The following is a 14142-nucleotide window of genomic DNA, read 5'->3' on the forward strand; positions in this document are numbered from 1 at the left end:
CCTCAGCCGCCCGCGAACGGGGGCAGGACATCGATCGTCGCCCCGGCCGGTAGGGGTGCCTGACGATCATGACAGGTGACGCCGTTCACGAGGAAACTCGCCACCCGCAGCACGGCGGCGAGTCGGTCGCCGTGGCGCTGGGTCAGCTCGGCCGTGAGGTCGTCGAGTGACCGCCCGGCGGAGACGGCCTCCTCGGCGCGGCCGACGGCGGCACGGGCGCCCGCGAAGTAGCGGACCGTCAGTGGTGTCCCCTCCACGCTCAGCCTCCGATCGCGGACATCGGGCGGGTCGGCTGGAGGAAGGTGGGATCGTCGATGCCGTGCCCGGCGCGCTTGCCCCACATCGCGGTACGCCAGCGCCGGGCCAACTCGTCGTCGTCCGCGCCGGCGCGCAGCGCGGCGCGCAGATCCGACTCTTCTGTGGCGAAGAGGCAGGCGCGGACCTGGCCGTCGGCGGTCAACCGGGTGCGGTCGCAGTCCCCGCAGAAGGGGCGGGTGACGCTGGCGATCACACCGACCCGGGCGGGGCCGCCGTCGACCAGCCAGGTCTCCGCCGGTGCCGCGCCACGCTCCGCCGGGTCGGGGCTGAGATCGAACACGGTACGCAGGGACGCCAGGATCTCCTCGGCGGTGACCATTGTGTCGCGGGCCCAACCGTGCTGGGCGTCCAACGGCATCTGCTCGATGATCCGCAACTGGTAGTCGTGCTCGAGGGCGAAGCGGAGCAGCGCCGGCGCCTCGTCCTCGTTGACACCACGCATCAGCACTGAATTGATCTTCACAGGGCTGAGCCCGGCGGCCGCCGCCCCGGCGAGCCCGGCCAGCACCGCGTCGAGGCGGGGGCGGCGGGTGAGCTTGGTGAACCGGTCCGGGTCCAGGGTGTCCAGTGAGACGTTCACCCGATCCAGGCCGGCCGCCCGCAACGCCGGGGCCAGCCGGTCCAGGCCGATGCCGTTGGTGGTCAGCGAGACCCGGGGACGCGGTGCGAGGGCGGCGACCTCGGTCACGATGTCGACCAGCCCGGCTCGGATCAGCGGCTCACCGCCGGTGAACCGCACCTCGGTCACGCCGAGCAGCTCGACAGCCACCCGGACCAGCCGGACGATTTCCTCGTCCGTCAGCAGCTCGGGGCCGGCCAGCCAGGGCAGACCTTCCGCCGGCATGCAGTAGGTGCAGCGCAGGTTGCACTTGTCGGTGAGGGACACGCGCAGGTCCCGGGCGACGCGGCCATACCGGTCGACGAGGACGCCGTCGGTCCCCGGGGCGGCGCTCACCTGTCGACCGTAGCGCGCTCGGCCCGGCCCAGGACGGCACGGGCGGTCTGGACGACCACATCTCGGTAACTGGCACCGAAGAGTGCGGTGTGCACGAGCAGCAGATGCAGCTGATGCACTGGCACGCGGTCACGCCAGCCGTCCGGCAGCGGCCAACTTTCCTGGTAGGCGGCCAGCACCCGATCCAGGTGGGGGATACCGCCGAAGAGCGCGAGCTGGGCGAGATCCGTTTCCCGGTGCCCACCGTGCGCTGCCGGGTCGATGAGCCAGGCGCGGTCGTCGACCCCCCACAGCACGTTGCCCGGCCACAGGTCGCCGTGGATGCGCGCGGGCGGCTCGTCGCCGCCGAGCCCGTCGAGGCGACCGATCACCTGCTCGACCAGAGCGGCATCGGTGCTGGTCAGCGCGCCACCGTCGACCGAGCGTCGTAGGTAGGGGGCGAGGCGGCGCTCGGCGAACCAGGTCGACCAGCGCCCGTCGGTGAGGGTGTTGTCCGCAGGGAGCGAGCCGATGAACCCGGGCCAGCTGGCACCGAAGGCGGTCGCGCCCGCCCGGTGCAGCCCGGCCAACTCCCGGCCGAAGCGCTCCGCGGCCTCCGGCGTCGGTTCGCCGGGCTCCACCCAGTCGAGCGCCAGCAGCTCCGGCAACACCACGATCACCTCGGGTACGCCGACAGTGCCCGCTTCCCGCAGCCAGCGCAGGCCGGCGGCCTCGGCGGCGAAGAAGCCCTCCGGCGCCGGTCGGTCGGCGCCCTCCGGCCAGGACTTGGCGAAGACGGAGTGGCCGTCGTCGAGGGTGAGCCGGGCGGCGGCGCAGATGTCGCCACCGGCCACCGGCGTCTCCCGGAGCCGCTGATGGGTCCGGAAGGTCGGGAGGTGTGCCGGATGCGCGCGCAGGTACGCCAGGTCCATCAGCGCACGGTAACCGCTCCTTACGACAGCCAGGTGTCGCCCGACGACATCGGCGCTCTTTCCGCACTCGTAGGTGTGGCGTGAGCAGGGAAAACACGTTCAGTAACTGTGGATAAGTCGCGTGTCATCCACAGGGGTGGCAGGGCCAGATGCCCCCACCGCAGGCTTCCGACATGACCTCGACCGAACGCCCGCAGCTCGCCGTCCGCTCACCAGCCGACCTGATCGCCGCCGTGCCGTACCTCCTCGGGTTCCACCCCACCGACAGCGTGGTCGCCGTGGCGCTGGTCGGCCGGCAGATCATCTTCGCCGCCCGGGCGGACCTGCCCGACCCGACGGATACGGGCGGGCTGGCCGGGCATCTGGCCGGTGTGATCCGCCGGCAGGGCGCGGAGGCCGCCACAGTTGTGGGTTACGGGCAACCGGAGCGGGTCACCCCGGCGGTGGACGCGGTGCGCGACGCGCTGAACGACCTCGGGCTGCACGTGCTCGACGCGCTGCGGGTGACCGACGGCCGCTGGTGGTCCTATCTCTGCGCCGAGCCCGACTGCTGTCCACCCGAGGGCCGCCGCTATGACCCGACCGTCAATCGGGTGACCGCCTCGGCGGTCTTCGCCGGTCAGGTCGCACTCCCCGACCGGGCCGCCCTGGTGGCGCAGGTGGCGCCGGTGGACGGCCCGGCCCGGGACTCGGCCCGCGCGGCCACCGCCCGCGCCGAGCTGAGACTGGCCGAGTTGATCGAGCAGGCGCCCGAGAGTGACCTGCTCGGGGCGCGGGCGCTGCGCGCTGCCGGGGTGGCGGCGGTCCGCGAGGCCCAGCGTCGGCAGCGGCGTGGTGAGCGGCTCGACGACGACGAGGTGGCCTGGTTGAGCCTGCTGATGACCCACCTTCCGGTGCGCGATCACGCGTGGGAACGCACCGACGGCCGGGACCGGGACATCGCCCTCTGGACCGACGTGCTGCGCCGCGCCGAGCCGGAGGTGGCCGCCGCTCCCGGCGCGCTGCTGGCGTTCGCCGCCTGGCGCGCCGGACAGGGCGCGTTGGCGGCGGTCGCTCTCGAACGCACGCTCGACCTGCACCCCGACTACTCGCTCGCCCTGCTGCTGGACGACCTGCTCCGGCGCGGCGTGCCCCCGGCCGAGCTGGACGGCTGGCCGTCGGTCGGGATGCCCGGGGTCATCCGCCCCCGCAAACGGAGTCGACGTGGCCGCCGCTGACGAGCCAGATGCCGGAGACTCCGCAGCAGCCGTATCGCAATTCTGCTATAGTCGGCTCTGGTCAGTCTTCTATCACCCAGAGGCCGTGACCGAGCTGCAAGCCATATCCGCGATCGAGCAGGCGGCAATCGGACACGCCGTCGAAAAGCTGGAGAGCCTCGGACCCAACCTGGGTTACCCGCACTCCAGCAAGATCCGAACCGCCGACAATCTGCGTGAGCTACGCCCACGTGGGGGGCGTAGCCGGTGGCGTGTCTTCTACACCCAGGTGGGTGAGGCGTTCGTGGTCGGCGCCATCGGCCCGGAAGCCAGCGTCAGTCAGCGGCACTTCGCCCGGGCCGTCGCAGCCGCAGAGCGAAGGATCAAGGACGTGGAGGCGGAGTGATGAAACCTTCCGAGCTCAAGACCTCGCAGCAGGTCATCGGCGATGCCAGTCGTCAGGACCCGGTGTTCCGCGCAGAGTGGGATCGGACAGCGTTCGCGCGCGAGGTTGCGCTCCGTATCGTGAAGTACCGTACTGAGAACCAGCTGACCCAGACCGCGCTCGCTCGCAAGGTGGGAATGACCCAGTCGGTCATCGCGCGACTGGAATCAGGCGACCAGCCGCCGTCGATCGCGACCCTCGTCAAGCTCTCCAAGGGCACCGGCATGGAGTTCGACGTAAAGATTTCCCGAGGTGCCGCCGAGATCGTAGCCGCATAGCCGGCGGTTTCTCGAGTCGATCGCGGTTCAGAGAGTGACGGGGTGAGCCTGCGACAGGGCGAGACCTAGCCGACGGAGCCGATCTTCTTTGCCAGCCCGACGAAGCCCGCCCAGGCGGTCGGCTCGAAGGTCAACGTGCCGCCGTCCCGGTCCTTGGTGTCGCGGACGAGCACGACACCGGGCAGGTTGTCGGCCACCTCGACGCACGCGCCGCCGTTCGAGCTGCTGCGGGTGCTCTTGCGCCAACGGGCGCCGGTCAGGTCATCCATGCTCGCGCCCTCATCAGGTCGATGGTCAGGTCTCGCGGTAGCGCTAACGACCTCACGCTATCCCAGACCGCCCAGAGTGGAGCAACGTCATTACTGAGGCGTCCGGCCGCCTGGTCGTCGAGGTAGCCGACGTCGCCGCCGTCCGGCGTGCTGGCGATGACGAACGGCCCGGCCTGGCCGGGGTGGAAACCGGCCGTCAGGGGGAGGACGTGGATCATCACGGCCGGCCGCTCGGCGAGCGCGATCAGATGGTCGAGCTGGTCGGCCATGATGTCGGGTCTTCCCCGACGCAGCGCGGCCTCGTCGATGACGAAGACACTCAACGGTGGCCGAGGCCGGTCGAACACGGCGGCCTGGCGGCGGAGGCGCGTCTCCACGTGGGCCCCGGAGGGCCTGACCGAACGTTTCACCGGCTGGGTCAAGGCTCGATAGCCCCGCCGACTCCCGCCCCGGCGCTGATCCCTCGTCCCCCGAGGTCGATCGCCCGGGGCGGGTACCACCGGCGTCGCCCTCCGTCGAAGGATGTACGCGTTGCTCCTGTCCACGGCCGACGCGGCAGGGCCAGCGCCGCCAGAGAATTGATCTCGTGGCTGTTCTCCGTGTTGGTACGACATGACCCCCGAGTTGCTGCTGTCGCTGGCCGGGCTGGCGTTGATCGACAGCACCAGCATCGGCACCCTCTTCATCCCGGTCTGGTTGCTGCTCGCCCCCGGGCCGGTCAACGTCCGGCGGATCCTGGGCTACCTCGCCACCATCGCGGCGTTCTACCTCGCTGTGGGGCTGCTGCTGGTCTGGGGCGGCAGCACGTTGGGCGACGCGCTGGGTGGCGCCCTGGACAACCGTGGTGTCCTCTGGGCGCAACTCGTCCTGGGCGTGGGGATGCTGGCGCTCAGCTTCCGCTACGACGGCAAGCGGCGTCCCCGTACCGGTGGTGTGTTGCGCTGGCGGGACCGGGCCACCGCCGGAGACTCCTCGGCCCGCTGGTTGGTCGGGCTGGCGCTGCTCGCGGCGCTCGCCGAGGTGGCGACCATGCTCCCGTACCTCGGTGCGGTGGGCCTGTTGGCCACCTCGGGGGTGGGAGCGGCCAGCGTGGTGGGGTTGCTCACCGGATACTGCCTGGTCATGGTGCTGCCGGCGGTGTTGTTGCTGGGTGCCCGGGTGGCGCGCCCGCGACTGGTCGAGCCGGTGCTGGCCCGCCTGAACACCTGGATCGTCACGAAGGCGGGCAGCGCGTTGGGCTGGATCCTCGGCATCGCCGGTTTCCTGATCGCCCGCGACGCTGCCGCACGGCTCTCCCTCTTCGACCTGATCGACCGGATCGGGCGATGACGGGCCGCTCGGGTCAGGCTGGCTGCTCCACAGTGATCCGGTGCGGCCCGGTGTAGACGTTCATGGTCCGCCCGCGCAGGAAGCCGACAAGTGTCATTCCCGCCTCGTCGGCCAGTTCGGCGGCGAGGGTGCTCGGGGCGGACACCGCGGCCAGCAGCGGCAACCCCGCCATCCACGCCTTCTGGGTCAGCTCGAAGCTGGCCCGCCCGGAGACGAGCAGCAGGTGCCCGGCGAGCGGCAGTCGTCGTTCCCGCACGGCCCAGCCGATCACCTTGTCCACGGCGTTGTGCCGGCCCACGTCCTCCCGGAGCACCACGAGCTCACCGTCGGGGGTGAACAGGCCGGCCGCGTGCAGCCCGCCGGTCCGGTCGAAGCCGCGCTGGGCGGCGCGCAACCGGTCGGGTAGTTCGGCGAGCAGCGCGGCCGGCACGCTGAGCGGATCGGCCGCGACCGGGAAGAGCGACCGGGTGCGTACCGCGTCGATGCTGGCCTTGCCGCAGACCCCGCAGGAGCTGGTCGTGTAGAAGTTCCGGGACGGGTCGGTGGTCGGTTCCGGTACGCCGGGGGCGAGCACCACGTCCACCACGTTGTACGTGTTCGGTGTCTCCGCGCCGGCGCAGAGCTGCGCGGTCAGCACGTCGTCGGTCGACCTGATCAGCCCTTCGGTCAGCAGGAACCCGATGGCCAGGTCCAGGTCGTCGCCGGGGGTGCGCATGGTGACGGCGAGCGGCCGGCGTTTGCCGGGGCCGGCCGCGCCGACCCGGATCTCCAGCGGCTCCTCCACGGCGAGCGTGTCCGGCCGGCGGACCGAACCGCGCCCGGCGGTCGCCGCGTCCAGGTCGATCCGGAGTACGCCCCGTCGATCAGTTGCCCGTCCCATCCCGCCATCCTCCACCCCACCCCGACCCCACCCACCCCCAACCCCGCGCGTTGATCATGAGGTTGTCCGCGCGTGTCGTCGGCGTGTCGAGCGACAACTTCATGATCACCGGGGCGAGGGGTCGGGCCGGCAGGGTCGGCGCGACCGAGCGGCGGCACGGCTACGGTGGCCGGATGGGGACGTACGCCGCCGTGGTGCTCGCGGGTGGGGCCGCCCGACGGATGGGCGGGGTCGACAAGCCCGCGCTTCCGGTCGGCGGCCGGCCGATGCGTGACCGGGTGCTGACCGCCGTCACCGATGCGACGCCGCGTGTGCTGGTCGGCGCGGCCGACGCCGTGCCGGCGGGTGTGCTGGTCGTCCGGGAGGACCCGCCCGGCGGGGGCCCGGTCGCCGCGGCGGCGGCCGGCCTGGCACTGCTGGATCCCGACGTCGGCGTGGTCGCGCTGCTCGCCGCCGACCTGCCGCTGCTCACCCGGGCCGCGATCGGCGACCTGCTGAACCACCTCGACCGGGAGGCCCTCGACACCGAACCGGCGGGTGGCGGCTCTGCTCCGGCATCGCCGGCCCACAGCGGCCTCGCTCCGGCCCACGGCGGCTCTGCATCGCCGGCCCGCAGCGGCCCCGGCGACGGCGAGCGGAGACCCGACGGGGTGTGTTTCGTGGACGGGGACGGGCGGCGGCAGTCGCTCTGCGGTGTCTGGCGGGTCGCCGCGCTGCGGGCGGCTGTGGACCGGCTGACTGTCGAGCGGGGCGGCAGTCTGGCCGGAGCCCCGGTCCGGGCGCTGCTGGCCGGTCTCGTCGTACGGGAGGTGGCCTGGTCCGGCGAGGGCCCGCCGCCGTGGTTCGACTGCGACACTGACGAGGACGTACGCCGGGCGGAGGAGTGGGCGCGATGACGGTGATGGACGACTGGGTCACGGCGGTCTGCGCCGAGTTGGACCTGGACCCGGCCGCGGTGCCGGTGCCGGCGGTGCTGGACCTGGCCCGGGACGTCGCCCACCAGGTGCTGCGTCCGGGTGCACCGGTCACCGCGTACCTCATGGGGTTGGCGGTTGGCCGTGGCGCGGAGCCGGCGGACGCCGCGGCGCGGCTCAGCGCGCTGGCGGGCGCCTGGCCGGTCGGGTTGGACGCCGAGCCCGCGGACCCCACGGCCCCCTGAGCGCCGCTGTCCGATCCCGGTCCGGGCTGATTCGACCTCCGGGCGGCGTGGGTAGGGTGATCGTGACGGACGGAGGCGATCATGACGGCTGACCACCCCTCGGCGCCGCACGGTGAGCTGCCCGGCGCTTCGACTGAGCCGGCGGAATCGATCCTGCTCGACGAGCCCAGCACCACCGACCTGCGGGCGAAGGTGACCGAGGCGTGGCGGGAGTTCGCCCGGGCGCTCGCCGTACGGCTGCGGGAACTTCCCGTCGGCGCGCACCTCGACGTGACACTGGACCCCACCGCCTCCGGCACCGGGGACGCCGTCTATTCGATAAGCGTCGACGTGGACGCGGACCGGGTGTTGTCCGCCCGCGCGGTCGGGAACGCAGCCCTGCCGGCGGGCTACCGGCTGGACCGGGGTGCGGTGGCGGACATGGTCGCGCTCGGTTGGTCTCCGCCCGGGGTGGTCGCCGGCTCCGGCGGTTCCTTCGGTCTGAACGCCACGACGGCCGAGTCGACCCAGGTCGCCACACTGCTCTCCCGCACTTTGCGGGACGTCTACGGTGCTCCGCACCCGGCGTTCCTCGTCTACCTGGTGCACGACGCCGAGGGCGAGCCGCTGGCCGTGGAGCCGCTGGGCACCGCGCGCAGCGAGTTCGGTCCGGACGCCGACGTCGAGGCGGACCTTGAGGAGGCGTTGGCCGAGGCGGCCGCCGCGCAGGTCGAGCGGGACGACGTGCTCGACCTGGCCGACCGGGTCCGTACCGTGGTCTCCACGATGTTGAAGTCGGACACCGACCGGTTGCAGATCGACTCGGACGGCGACATCACCATCCGCGCCGGCTCGGCGATGGTCTTCGTGCGGGTGCGGGACAACCCGCCACTGGTGGACGTCTTCTCCCCGGTGCTCACCGAGGTTGAGCCGACCGAGCGGCTCTACGTGAAGCTCTCCGAACTGACGAACCGGATGCCGATCGGTCGCCTCTACTGCGCCGACGACACGGTCTGGGCGTCCATTCCGGTGTTCGGCCGCAACTTCCAGGCGACCCATCTGATGCTGGCGGTGCAGGTGATGACCGGTCTCGCCGACGAGTTGGACGACCGTCTGCACGGCGAGTTCGGCGGCAAGCGGTTCTTCGGTGAGGGTGACAAGCCGGTCCGACGCGACGAGTCGGAGCACCGCACCGGCATGTATCTCTGAGGCTCGGTCAGGCCACGTCCAACAGGGTCTTGCCGACCGTCGCGCGCGCCTCGATGGCGGCGTGCGCGTCGGCGGCGCGTTCCAGCGGGAAACGTTGGCCGATGAGCGGTCGGAGGCGGCCGGCCGCCGCGTCCGCCAGGGCCTGTTCGGTGTACGCCCGTAGCCGGGCGGGTGGCACGTCCGGGCGGATCACTGTGACCTGCCGTGCCGTGGCGGCCTCCGCCGACACCGGGGACCACTCACCGCTCGCCAACCCGAAGCTGACCATCCGGCCGCCCGGGGAGAGCAGGTCGAAGGCGGCCCGGGCCACCGGCCCGCCGACCCCGTCGAGCACCACGTCGACCCCGCCGACCGCCGCGCGGACCTGCTCGGCCCACTCGGGCAGCAGGTAGTCGACGGCCAGCTCGGCGCCCAGGCCGGGCAGCCGGTCCACCTTGCGTCGCCCACCGGCCGCGCCGATCACCCGGGCTCCGGCCCGGGCCGCGAGCTGCACCAACAGGCTGCCCACACCGCCGGCCGCGGCTTCCACCAGCACCCGGTCACCTGGGCGGACGCCGACCGCCTCGATCAGCATGGTGGCGGTCCGTCCGTCGGCCAGCAGCGCGACCGCCGCGTCCAGCGCGAGCCCGGCCGGCACCGCGATCGGCGCGGCCGCGTCCACGGCCGCGCGTTCGGCGTAACCGCCGGAACCTCCGGTGGCGCTGACCACCCGTCGCCCGGTCAACGCCGGGTCGACGTCCGACCCGACTGCCGTGATCACCCCGCCGACGCCGTTGCCGGGGATCAGCGGTGGGGTGAGGCGGAACGGGCCGGGGCGACCGGCGCGCAGTTGCGTCTCGATGAAGGTGATGTTCGCGTGAGCGACGTCGATCAGCACCTGGCCGGGGCCGGGCACCGGGTCGGGTGCGGGGCCGGCTACCAGCACCTCGGGTCCGCCGAACTCCCGTAACCAGATCGCCCGCATGACAGTCCCCCTCAGCCTCGATGGGCCGTCCGCCCATTCGGGGTCAGTCCATCTCCTCAACCTCGGTTGAGGTCAAGAGGTGCCGGCGGACGGGCCGACGCCGGGCGATTCGACCAGCCGGGAGAGCACGATGGTGCTGCGGGTGGACGTCACGAAGGACTCGGCCCGCAGCCGCTCCAGCGCGGCCTCCAGGTGGGCGATGTCGGCGGCGCGCAGGTGCACGAGCGCGTCCGCCTCCCCGGAGACGGTGTACGCGCCGACCACCTCGGGGTGTCGGCGGGCGGCCACGCCGATCTGCGCGGGGGTGGTCCGGCCGGCGCAGAACAGCTCGACGAACGCCTCGGTGGTCCAGCCGACGGCGGCCGGGTCAACGACGGCGGTGAATCCCCTGATCACGCCGGTGGCGCGCAGTCGGTCGACGCGACGCTTGACCGCTGGGGCGGAGAGTGACACCCGAGCGCCGATGTCCGCGTACGACGCGCGGGCGTCCGCGACGAGTAACGCAATGATCCGCTGGTCTACCGCGTCTATCTGCAACGTTCCGCCTCTGGGAAGCAACACTTGTGGCTGTTTTCAAAGTTCCACGGTACCTACTCTTGGTGACCGTGAACCAGCAGCGTTTCCCGCGAAAGCGGACATATCTCATGTGCTCGCCGGAGTACTTCGCGGTCGAGTACGCGATCAACCCGTGGATGGACGTCACCACCCCGGTCGACCGGGACCTGGCCCTCAAGCAGTGGGACCGGCTGCGCGAGACGCTGGTCGGCCTCGGCCACGAGGTGCACCTGCTCAGCCCCGAGCAGGGCCTGCCCGACATGGTCTACGCCGCCAACGGCGGCTTCATGGTGGACGGCAGCGTCTACGGCGCCCGGTTCAAGCACGAGCAGCGGGCCGCCGAGGCCGCCGCTCACCACGCCTTCTACGAGGCGCAGGGCTGGCGGTTCATCGCGCCCAGCGAGACCAACGAGGGCGAGGGCGACTTCGCCTACGTGCCGGAGGCGCACGGCGGGCTCATCCTGGCCGGGCACGGCTTCCGCACCGAGATCCCGGCGCACGCGGAGGCGCAGGAGGCGTTGGGCCGCCCGGTGGTGTCGCTGCGCCTGATCGACCCCCGCTTCTACCACCTGGACGTGGCGCTCGCGGCCATCGACGACACGAACGTCGTCTACTTCCCGGGCGCGTTCTCCGCGGCCAGCCAGCGGGTGCTCACCCAGCTCTTCCCGGACGCGGTGATCGCCGACGACGAGGACGCCATGGCCTTCGGGCTCAACCTGGTCAGCGACGGCGCGAACGTGGTGCTCAACAGCGAGGCCACCCGCCTGGCCGGCAAGCTCAAGGCGGCCGGGTACACCCCGGTCCCCGTCGATCTGGCCGAGCTGAAGAAGGGCGGCGGCAGCGTGAAGTGCTGCATCGCCGAGTTGCGGCACTGACAGGCGAACGTCTCGGGGCCGGTCTCCCAGTGGGAGACCGGCCCCGAATCGTGCTCCGGGTGGGCGTTCAGCCCAGCGTGGCCAACTCGTTGATCAGCACGTTCGACATGACCTGACCGTCGCGCTGCACCTCGCGCAGGTACCACTTCTGCTGCGGGGTGCGCGGCTGGTTGAACTGCCAGATGCCGCGCGGGCTGTCGATCTGGCCGATCTTGCCCAGGGCCAGGTTGACCTGCTGGGGCGTGGGCTTTCCACCGGTCAGCTGGATGGCCTGGTCGAGCACCTGCGCCGCGTCGTACGACGCCATCGCGTAGGTGGTGGGGGTGACCTGGTACTTCTTGCGGTACGCCGAGGCGAAGACCCGGTTCGAGGTGTTGTTCAGGTCGGCCGAGTAGTTCAGCGCGGTCTGGATGCCCAGCGCGTTGTCCTTCAGGTTGTCCAGCACGGTGCCCTCGGTGAGGAAGCCGGGTGCGTAGATCGGCCCGGCGAACTTCTCGCGCAGCTGCTTGATGAACTCCACAGCGGCCGCCCCGGCGAAGAAGCAGAAGACCGCCGTGGGGTTCTTGGCCAGCGCCTTGGTGATGTCCGAGGAGTACGTCGTCTTGCCGGGGGTGGAGGTGGCGTTGGTGTAGGTCACCGCGTCGCGGATCCGGGAGTCGCTCGCGCCGAACTCCTGCCGGAAGCCGCGGACGACGTCCGGGCTGCCGACGTTCTCCGGCATGATGATCGCGATCCGGCCGTTCGCCGGCAGTTGCTCGCGCAGGTAGCGGCCCAGCGCCTTGCCGGCCTCGTCGAGCACGTACGAGGTCCGCCAGATGTAGAACACGCTCTGCAGGCTGCTCGGTGAGGCGTTGGAGCCGATCAGCGGGACCCGGGCCTGCTCCACGGTGTCCTTGATGCCGACCATCACCGCCGAGTTGACCACGCCGGTGAGCGCCAGCACGCCCTGCTTGAGTAGACCCTCGACGGCGGCCTTGCCCGTCTTCGCGGTGTCGCCCTCGTCGGCGGTCAGCAGTTCGACCGGGTGGCCGCCCAGCCGCTGGTCGTGCAGGTCGAGGAAGAGCTGGAAGCCATTGGTGATGTCGTCGCCGATGCTCTTGAAACCACCGGCCTGCGGCGTGATCAACCCGATCTTGATCGGGCTGCGGTCGGCCGTCGACTCGGCGTCACTGTCTGAGCCACACCCGGCGACGAACCCGGTGGTACCGAGCGCGGCCAACAGTTGGAGCGCCCGCCTGCGATTCATCTGCGACACCGAGTTCCTTCCAAGGAGCGTTACAGGGCCGAACACCGCCCCTCCGGCGTTCTACCTGGTCCGCGACGCTGCGTCAATGGCTAGTGATCATCGTGCAAGGACCGCAACACAGCAAGCACGTGAGGCCAGGCGACGGCCTCCGGGTCGATCAGCCCGAAATGCTCGCATCCAGGCAGTTCAACAAGGGAGATATCGGAACCTGCGGCACGCGCCTCCGCGACGAAATCCCGGCTCATCTCCACCGGAACCTGGAGATCGTCCGAACCGTGCACAACCACTGTGCGTGTTCGTATCGGTACCAACATCCGTGGATCCGCCGTCGCGTACCGGTCCGGGACCTGCGCCGGGCCGCCGCCGAGCAGCGCGGCGACCGCGCCCGAGTCCAGATCTCGCCGGTACGCCTCGCTCAGATCGGCCACCGGCGCCAGCGCGAGCACCCCGCTCACCGTCGTCGGGGAGGTGGCCGCCGCGAAGAGCGCCAGGTGGCCGCCGGCGGAGTGCCCGACCAGGATCGGCGCGGCCCGGCTCACCCGGCCGGGCAGGGCCTCGGCCGCCAGCGCCGGCAGCTCGGCCACCCCGGCCAGTACGTCGGTCAGGGTGCCCGGCCAGCCACCTCCGGGCTGCCCGGTGCGGCGGTACTCCAACTGCGCCACCGGGTAACCGGCAGCGGCGACGGCCGCAGCCAGCGGGCCGGTGTGCCGCCGGTCGTACTCGGCCCGCCAGAACCCGCCGTGCAGCACGACGACCAGCGGTCGGGCCGGCCCGGTTCCCGGCGGGAGGCGCAGATCGGCCACCTGATCCGGGTCGTCCCCGTACGCCACCGTCTGGTCGGGCTCCGGTGCGGGCCGGGTCAAGACGGCGCGCGGGTCGACAGGCATGGCGCGACGGTAGCGCGCCCCGCCCGGGTGGTTCGGCCCCGGGAGTCGGTCCCGGCCGGCATGGCTCGCGCCCGCTGGGTAAAGATGGACCCCATGACCGAAGCGCGCTCCGCTGGACAGAACGACGAGCCCGGCCCCGACGACTCCGGCCACTCCGGCACCGTTGTGGTGGTCGGTCCGGACGGCCGGCCGATCGGCACGATGCAGACCGACGAGGGCCAGGGTGAGGACCCGACCCGCCTGGTCGAACAGCCGGCCAAGGTGATGCGGATCGGCAGCATGATCAAGCAGTTGCTGGAGGAGGTGAAGGCCGCACCTCTCGACGACGCCAGCCGCAGCCGGATGCGGGAGATCCACGAGCGGTCGATCGTCGAGCTCAAGGAGGGCCTCGCCCCCGAGCTGCGCGACGAGCTGGAGCGCATCTCGCTGCCCTTCGCGGAGGACAAGGCTCCGAGTGAGGGCGAGCTGCGGATCGCGCACGCCCAGCTCGTCGGCTGGCTGGAGGGCCTGTTCCACGGCATCCAGGCGGCCCTGGTGGCCCAGCAGATGGCCGCCCGGGTGCAGCTGGAGCAGATGCGCGGCGGCCGGCAGGCGCTGCCCAGCGGCCCCGGCGGGGTCGTCCCCGGGATGCCGGGCATCGGCCAGCCGGGCGGCGGCGAGGGTCACAACACCGGTCAGTACCTCTGA

The 14142-nt window shown here is 71.8% G+C and carries 18 protein-coding genes and 1 pseudogene; 9 read left to right on the forward strand and 10 right to left on the reverse strand.

The features are described 5' to 3' along the window. Positions 1 to 2 precede the first annotated feature (2 nt). From OH804_RS28450 to OH804_RS28460, 3 genes are read right to left on the reverse strand one after another with little or no spacing between them, the layout of a single operon-like run. Positions 3 to 257: a MoaD/ThiS family protein gene (locus tag OH804_RS28450; protein ID WP_406060627.1), complete on the reverse strand. Its 255-nt coding sequence runs from the start codon at positions 255 to 257 to the stop codon at positions 3 to 5. A 2-nt stretch (positions 258 to 259) separates the two neighbouring features. Next, a complete protein-coding gene (moaA, locus tag OH804_RS28455) occupies positions 260 to 1273 on the reverse strand; it encodes a GTP 3',8-cyclase MoaA (RefSeq protein ID WP_406060629.1) in 1014 nt (337 codons plus the stop codon). Then, positions 1270 to 2184 (reverse strand): fructosamine kinase family protein, encoded by a 915-nt coding sequence (locus OH804_RS28460; protein WP_406060631.1) that lies wholly within the window; start codon positions 2182 to 2184, stop codon positions 1270 to 1272. The genes moaA and OH804_RS28460 overlap by 4 nt, the downstream gene beginning before the upstream one ends. 173 nt (positions 2185 to 2357) lie before the next feature. Between OH804_RS28460 and OH804_RS28465 the strand changes: the two genes are divergently transcribed. The 3 genes from OH804_RS28465 (at position 2358) to OH804_RS28475 (ending at position 4103) form a co-directional block, all read left to right on the forward strand. Further along, positions 2358 to 3401: a DUF4192 domain-containing protein gene (locus OH804_RS28465; RefSeq protein ID WP_406060633.1), complete on the forward strand. Its 1044-nt coding sequence runs from the start codon at positions 2358 to 2360 to the stop codon at positions 3399 to 3401. Between the two features lie 85 nt (positions 3402 to 3486). After that, positions 3487 to 3786, forward strand: a complete 300-nt coding sequence (locus OH804_RS28470; protein WP_406060635.1) for a type II toxin-antitoxin system RelE/ParE family toxin — start codon at positions 3487 to 3489, stop codon at positions 3784 to 3786. Further along, positions 3786 to 4103, forward strand: coding sequence for a helix-turn-helix domain-containing protein (locus tag OH804_RS28475; RefSeq protein WP_406060637.1), 318 nt, complete (start codon positions 3786 to 3788; stop codon positions 4101 to 4103). The genes OH804_RS28470 and OH804_RS28475 overlap by 1 nt, the downstream gene beginning before the upstream one ends. Positions 4104 to 4168: 65 nt before the next feature. Here the strand turns inward: OH804_RS28475 and OH804_RS28480 are convergent, their stop codons facing one another. Both OH804_RS28480 and OH804_RS28485 read right to left on the reverse strand, forming a co-directional pair. Next, on the reverse strand, positions 4169 to 4363 hold the full coding sequence (locus OH804_RS28480; RefSeq protein WP_406066702.1) for a DUF397 domain-containing protein: 195 nt from the start codon (positions 4361 to 4363) through the stop codon (positions 4169 to 4171). Continuing rightward, a pseudogene (locus OH804_RS28485) lies at positions 4360 to 4791 on the reverse strand (DUF5753 domain-containing protein); the annotation flags it as partial. The gene OH804_RS28480 and the pseudogene OH804_RS28485, both read right to left, overlap by 4 nt. A 193-nt stretch (positions 4792 to 4984) precedes the next feature. Between OH804_RS28485 and OH804_RS28490 the strand changes: the two are divergent. Beyond that, positions 4985 to 5701: a GAP family protein gene (locus OH804_RS28490; protein WP_196920308.1), complete on the forward strand. Its 717-nt coding sequence runs from the start codon at positions 4985 to 4987 to the stop codon at positions 5699 to 5701. Positions 5702 to 5714: 13 nt separating this feature from the next. Here OH804_RS28490 and fdhD read toward each other — a convergent pair whose 3' ends face one another. Continuing rightward, entirely contained in the window at positions 5715 to 6581 is an 867-nt protein-coding gene (fdhD, locus tag OH804_RS28495; protein WP_406060639.1) for a formate dehydrogenase accessory sulfurtransferase FdhD, read from the reverse strand. Positions 6582 to 6754: 173 nt separating this feature from the next. Between fdhD and OH804_RS28500 the strand changes: the two genes are divergently transcribed. The 3 genes from OH804_RS28500 to OH804_RS28510 all read left to right on the forward strand — a co-directional run bounded on the left by OH804_RS28500 (position 6755) and on the right by OH804_RS28510 (position 8928). Further along, positions 6755 to 7477, forward strand: a complete 723-nt coding sequence (locus OH804_RS28500; protein ID WP_406066704.1) for a molybdenum cofactor guanylyltransferase — start codon at positions 6755 to 6757, stop codon at positions 7475 to 7477. Then, complete coding sequence (locus tag OH804_RS28505; protein ID WP_366333069.1) at positions 7474 to 7740, forward strand: DUF6457 domain-containing protein; 267 nt, start codon at positions 7474 to 7476, stop codon at positions 7738 to 7740. Before OH804_RS28500 ends, OH804_RS28505 begins: the two co-directional genes overlap by 4 nt. Positions 7741 to 7821: 81 nt before the next feature. Beyond that, positions 7822 to 8928 (forward strand): T3SS (YopN, CesT) and YbjN peptide-binding chaperone 1, encoded by a 1107-nt coding sequence (locus OH804_RS28510; RefSeq protein WP_196920304.1) that lies wholly within the window; start codon positions 7822 to 7824, stop codon positions 8926 to 8928. A gap of 7 nt (positions 8929 to 8935) precedes the next feature. Here the strand turns inward: OH804_RS28510 and OH804_RS28515 are convergent, their stop codons facing one another. After that, a complete protein-coding gene (locus tag OH804_RS28515) occupies positions 8936 to 9892 on the reverse strand; it encodes a zinc-binding dehydrogenase (RefSeq protein WP_406060642.1) in 957 nt (318 codons plus the stop codon). Between the two features lie 72 nt (positions 9893 to 9964). Next, a complete protein-coding gene (locus OH804_RS28520) occupies positions 9965 to 10429 on the reverse strand; it encodes an Lrp/AsnC family transcriptional regulator (RefSeq protein WP_030331732.1) in 465 nt (154 codons plus the stop codon). Positions 10430 to 10488: 59 nt separating this feature from the next. Between OH804_RS28520 and ddaH the strand changes: the two genes are divergently transcribed. Continuing rightward, positions 10489 to 11322: a dimethylargininase gene (ddaH, locus tag OH804_RS28525; RefSeq protein WP_406060644.1), complete on the forward strand. Its 834-nt coding sequence runs from the start codon at positions 10489 to 10491 to the stop codon at positions 11320 to 11322. 67 nt (positions 11323 to 11389) lie between these two features. Here the strand turns inward: ddaH and OH804_RS28530 are convergent, their stop codons facing one another. Both OH804_RS28530 and OH804_RS28535 read right to left on the reverse strand, forming a co-directional pair. After that, positions 11390 to 12577 carry an ABC transporter substrate-binding protein gene (locus OH804_RS28530; RefSeq protein WP_196920301.1) on the reverse strand — a complete coding sequence of 396 codons (1188 nt, stop codon included), beginning with the start codon at positions 12575 to 12577 and terminating at the stop codon, positions 11390 to 11392. Between the two features lie 80 nt (positions 12578 to 12657). Next, positions 12658 to 13455 (reverse strand): alpha/beta hydrolase family protein, encoded by a 798-nt coding sequence (locus OH804_RS28535; protein WP_406060645.1) that lies wholly within the window; start codon positions 13453 to 13455, stop codon positions 12658 to 12660. 84 nt (positions 13456 to 13539) lie between these two features. Between OH804_RS28535 and OH804_RS28540 the strand changes: the two genes are divergently transcribed. Continuing rightward, positions 13540 to 14142 carry a bacterial proteasome activator family protein gene (locus OH804_RS28540; protein ID WP_196920299.1) on the forward strand — a complete coding sequence of 201 codons (603 nt, stop codon included), beginning with the start codon at positions 13540 to 13542 and terminating at the stop codon, positions 14140 to 14142.

It is taken from the genome of Micromonospora sp. NBC_00860 (genome assembly GCF_045207375.1).
Lineage (GTDB): Bacteria > Actinomycetota > Actinomycetes > Mycobacteriales > Micromonosporaceae > Micromonospora > Micromonospora vinacea.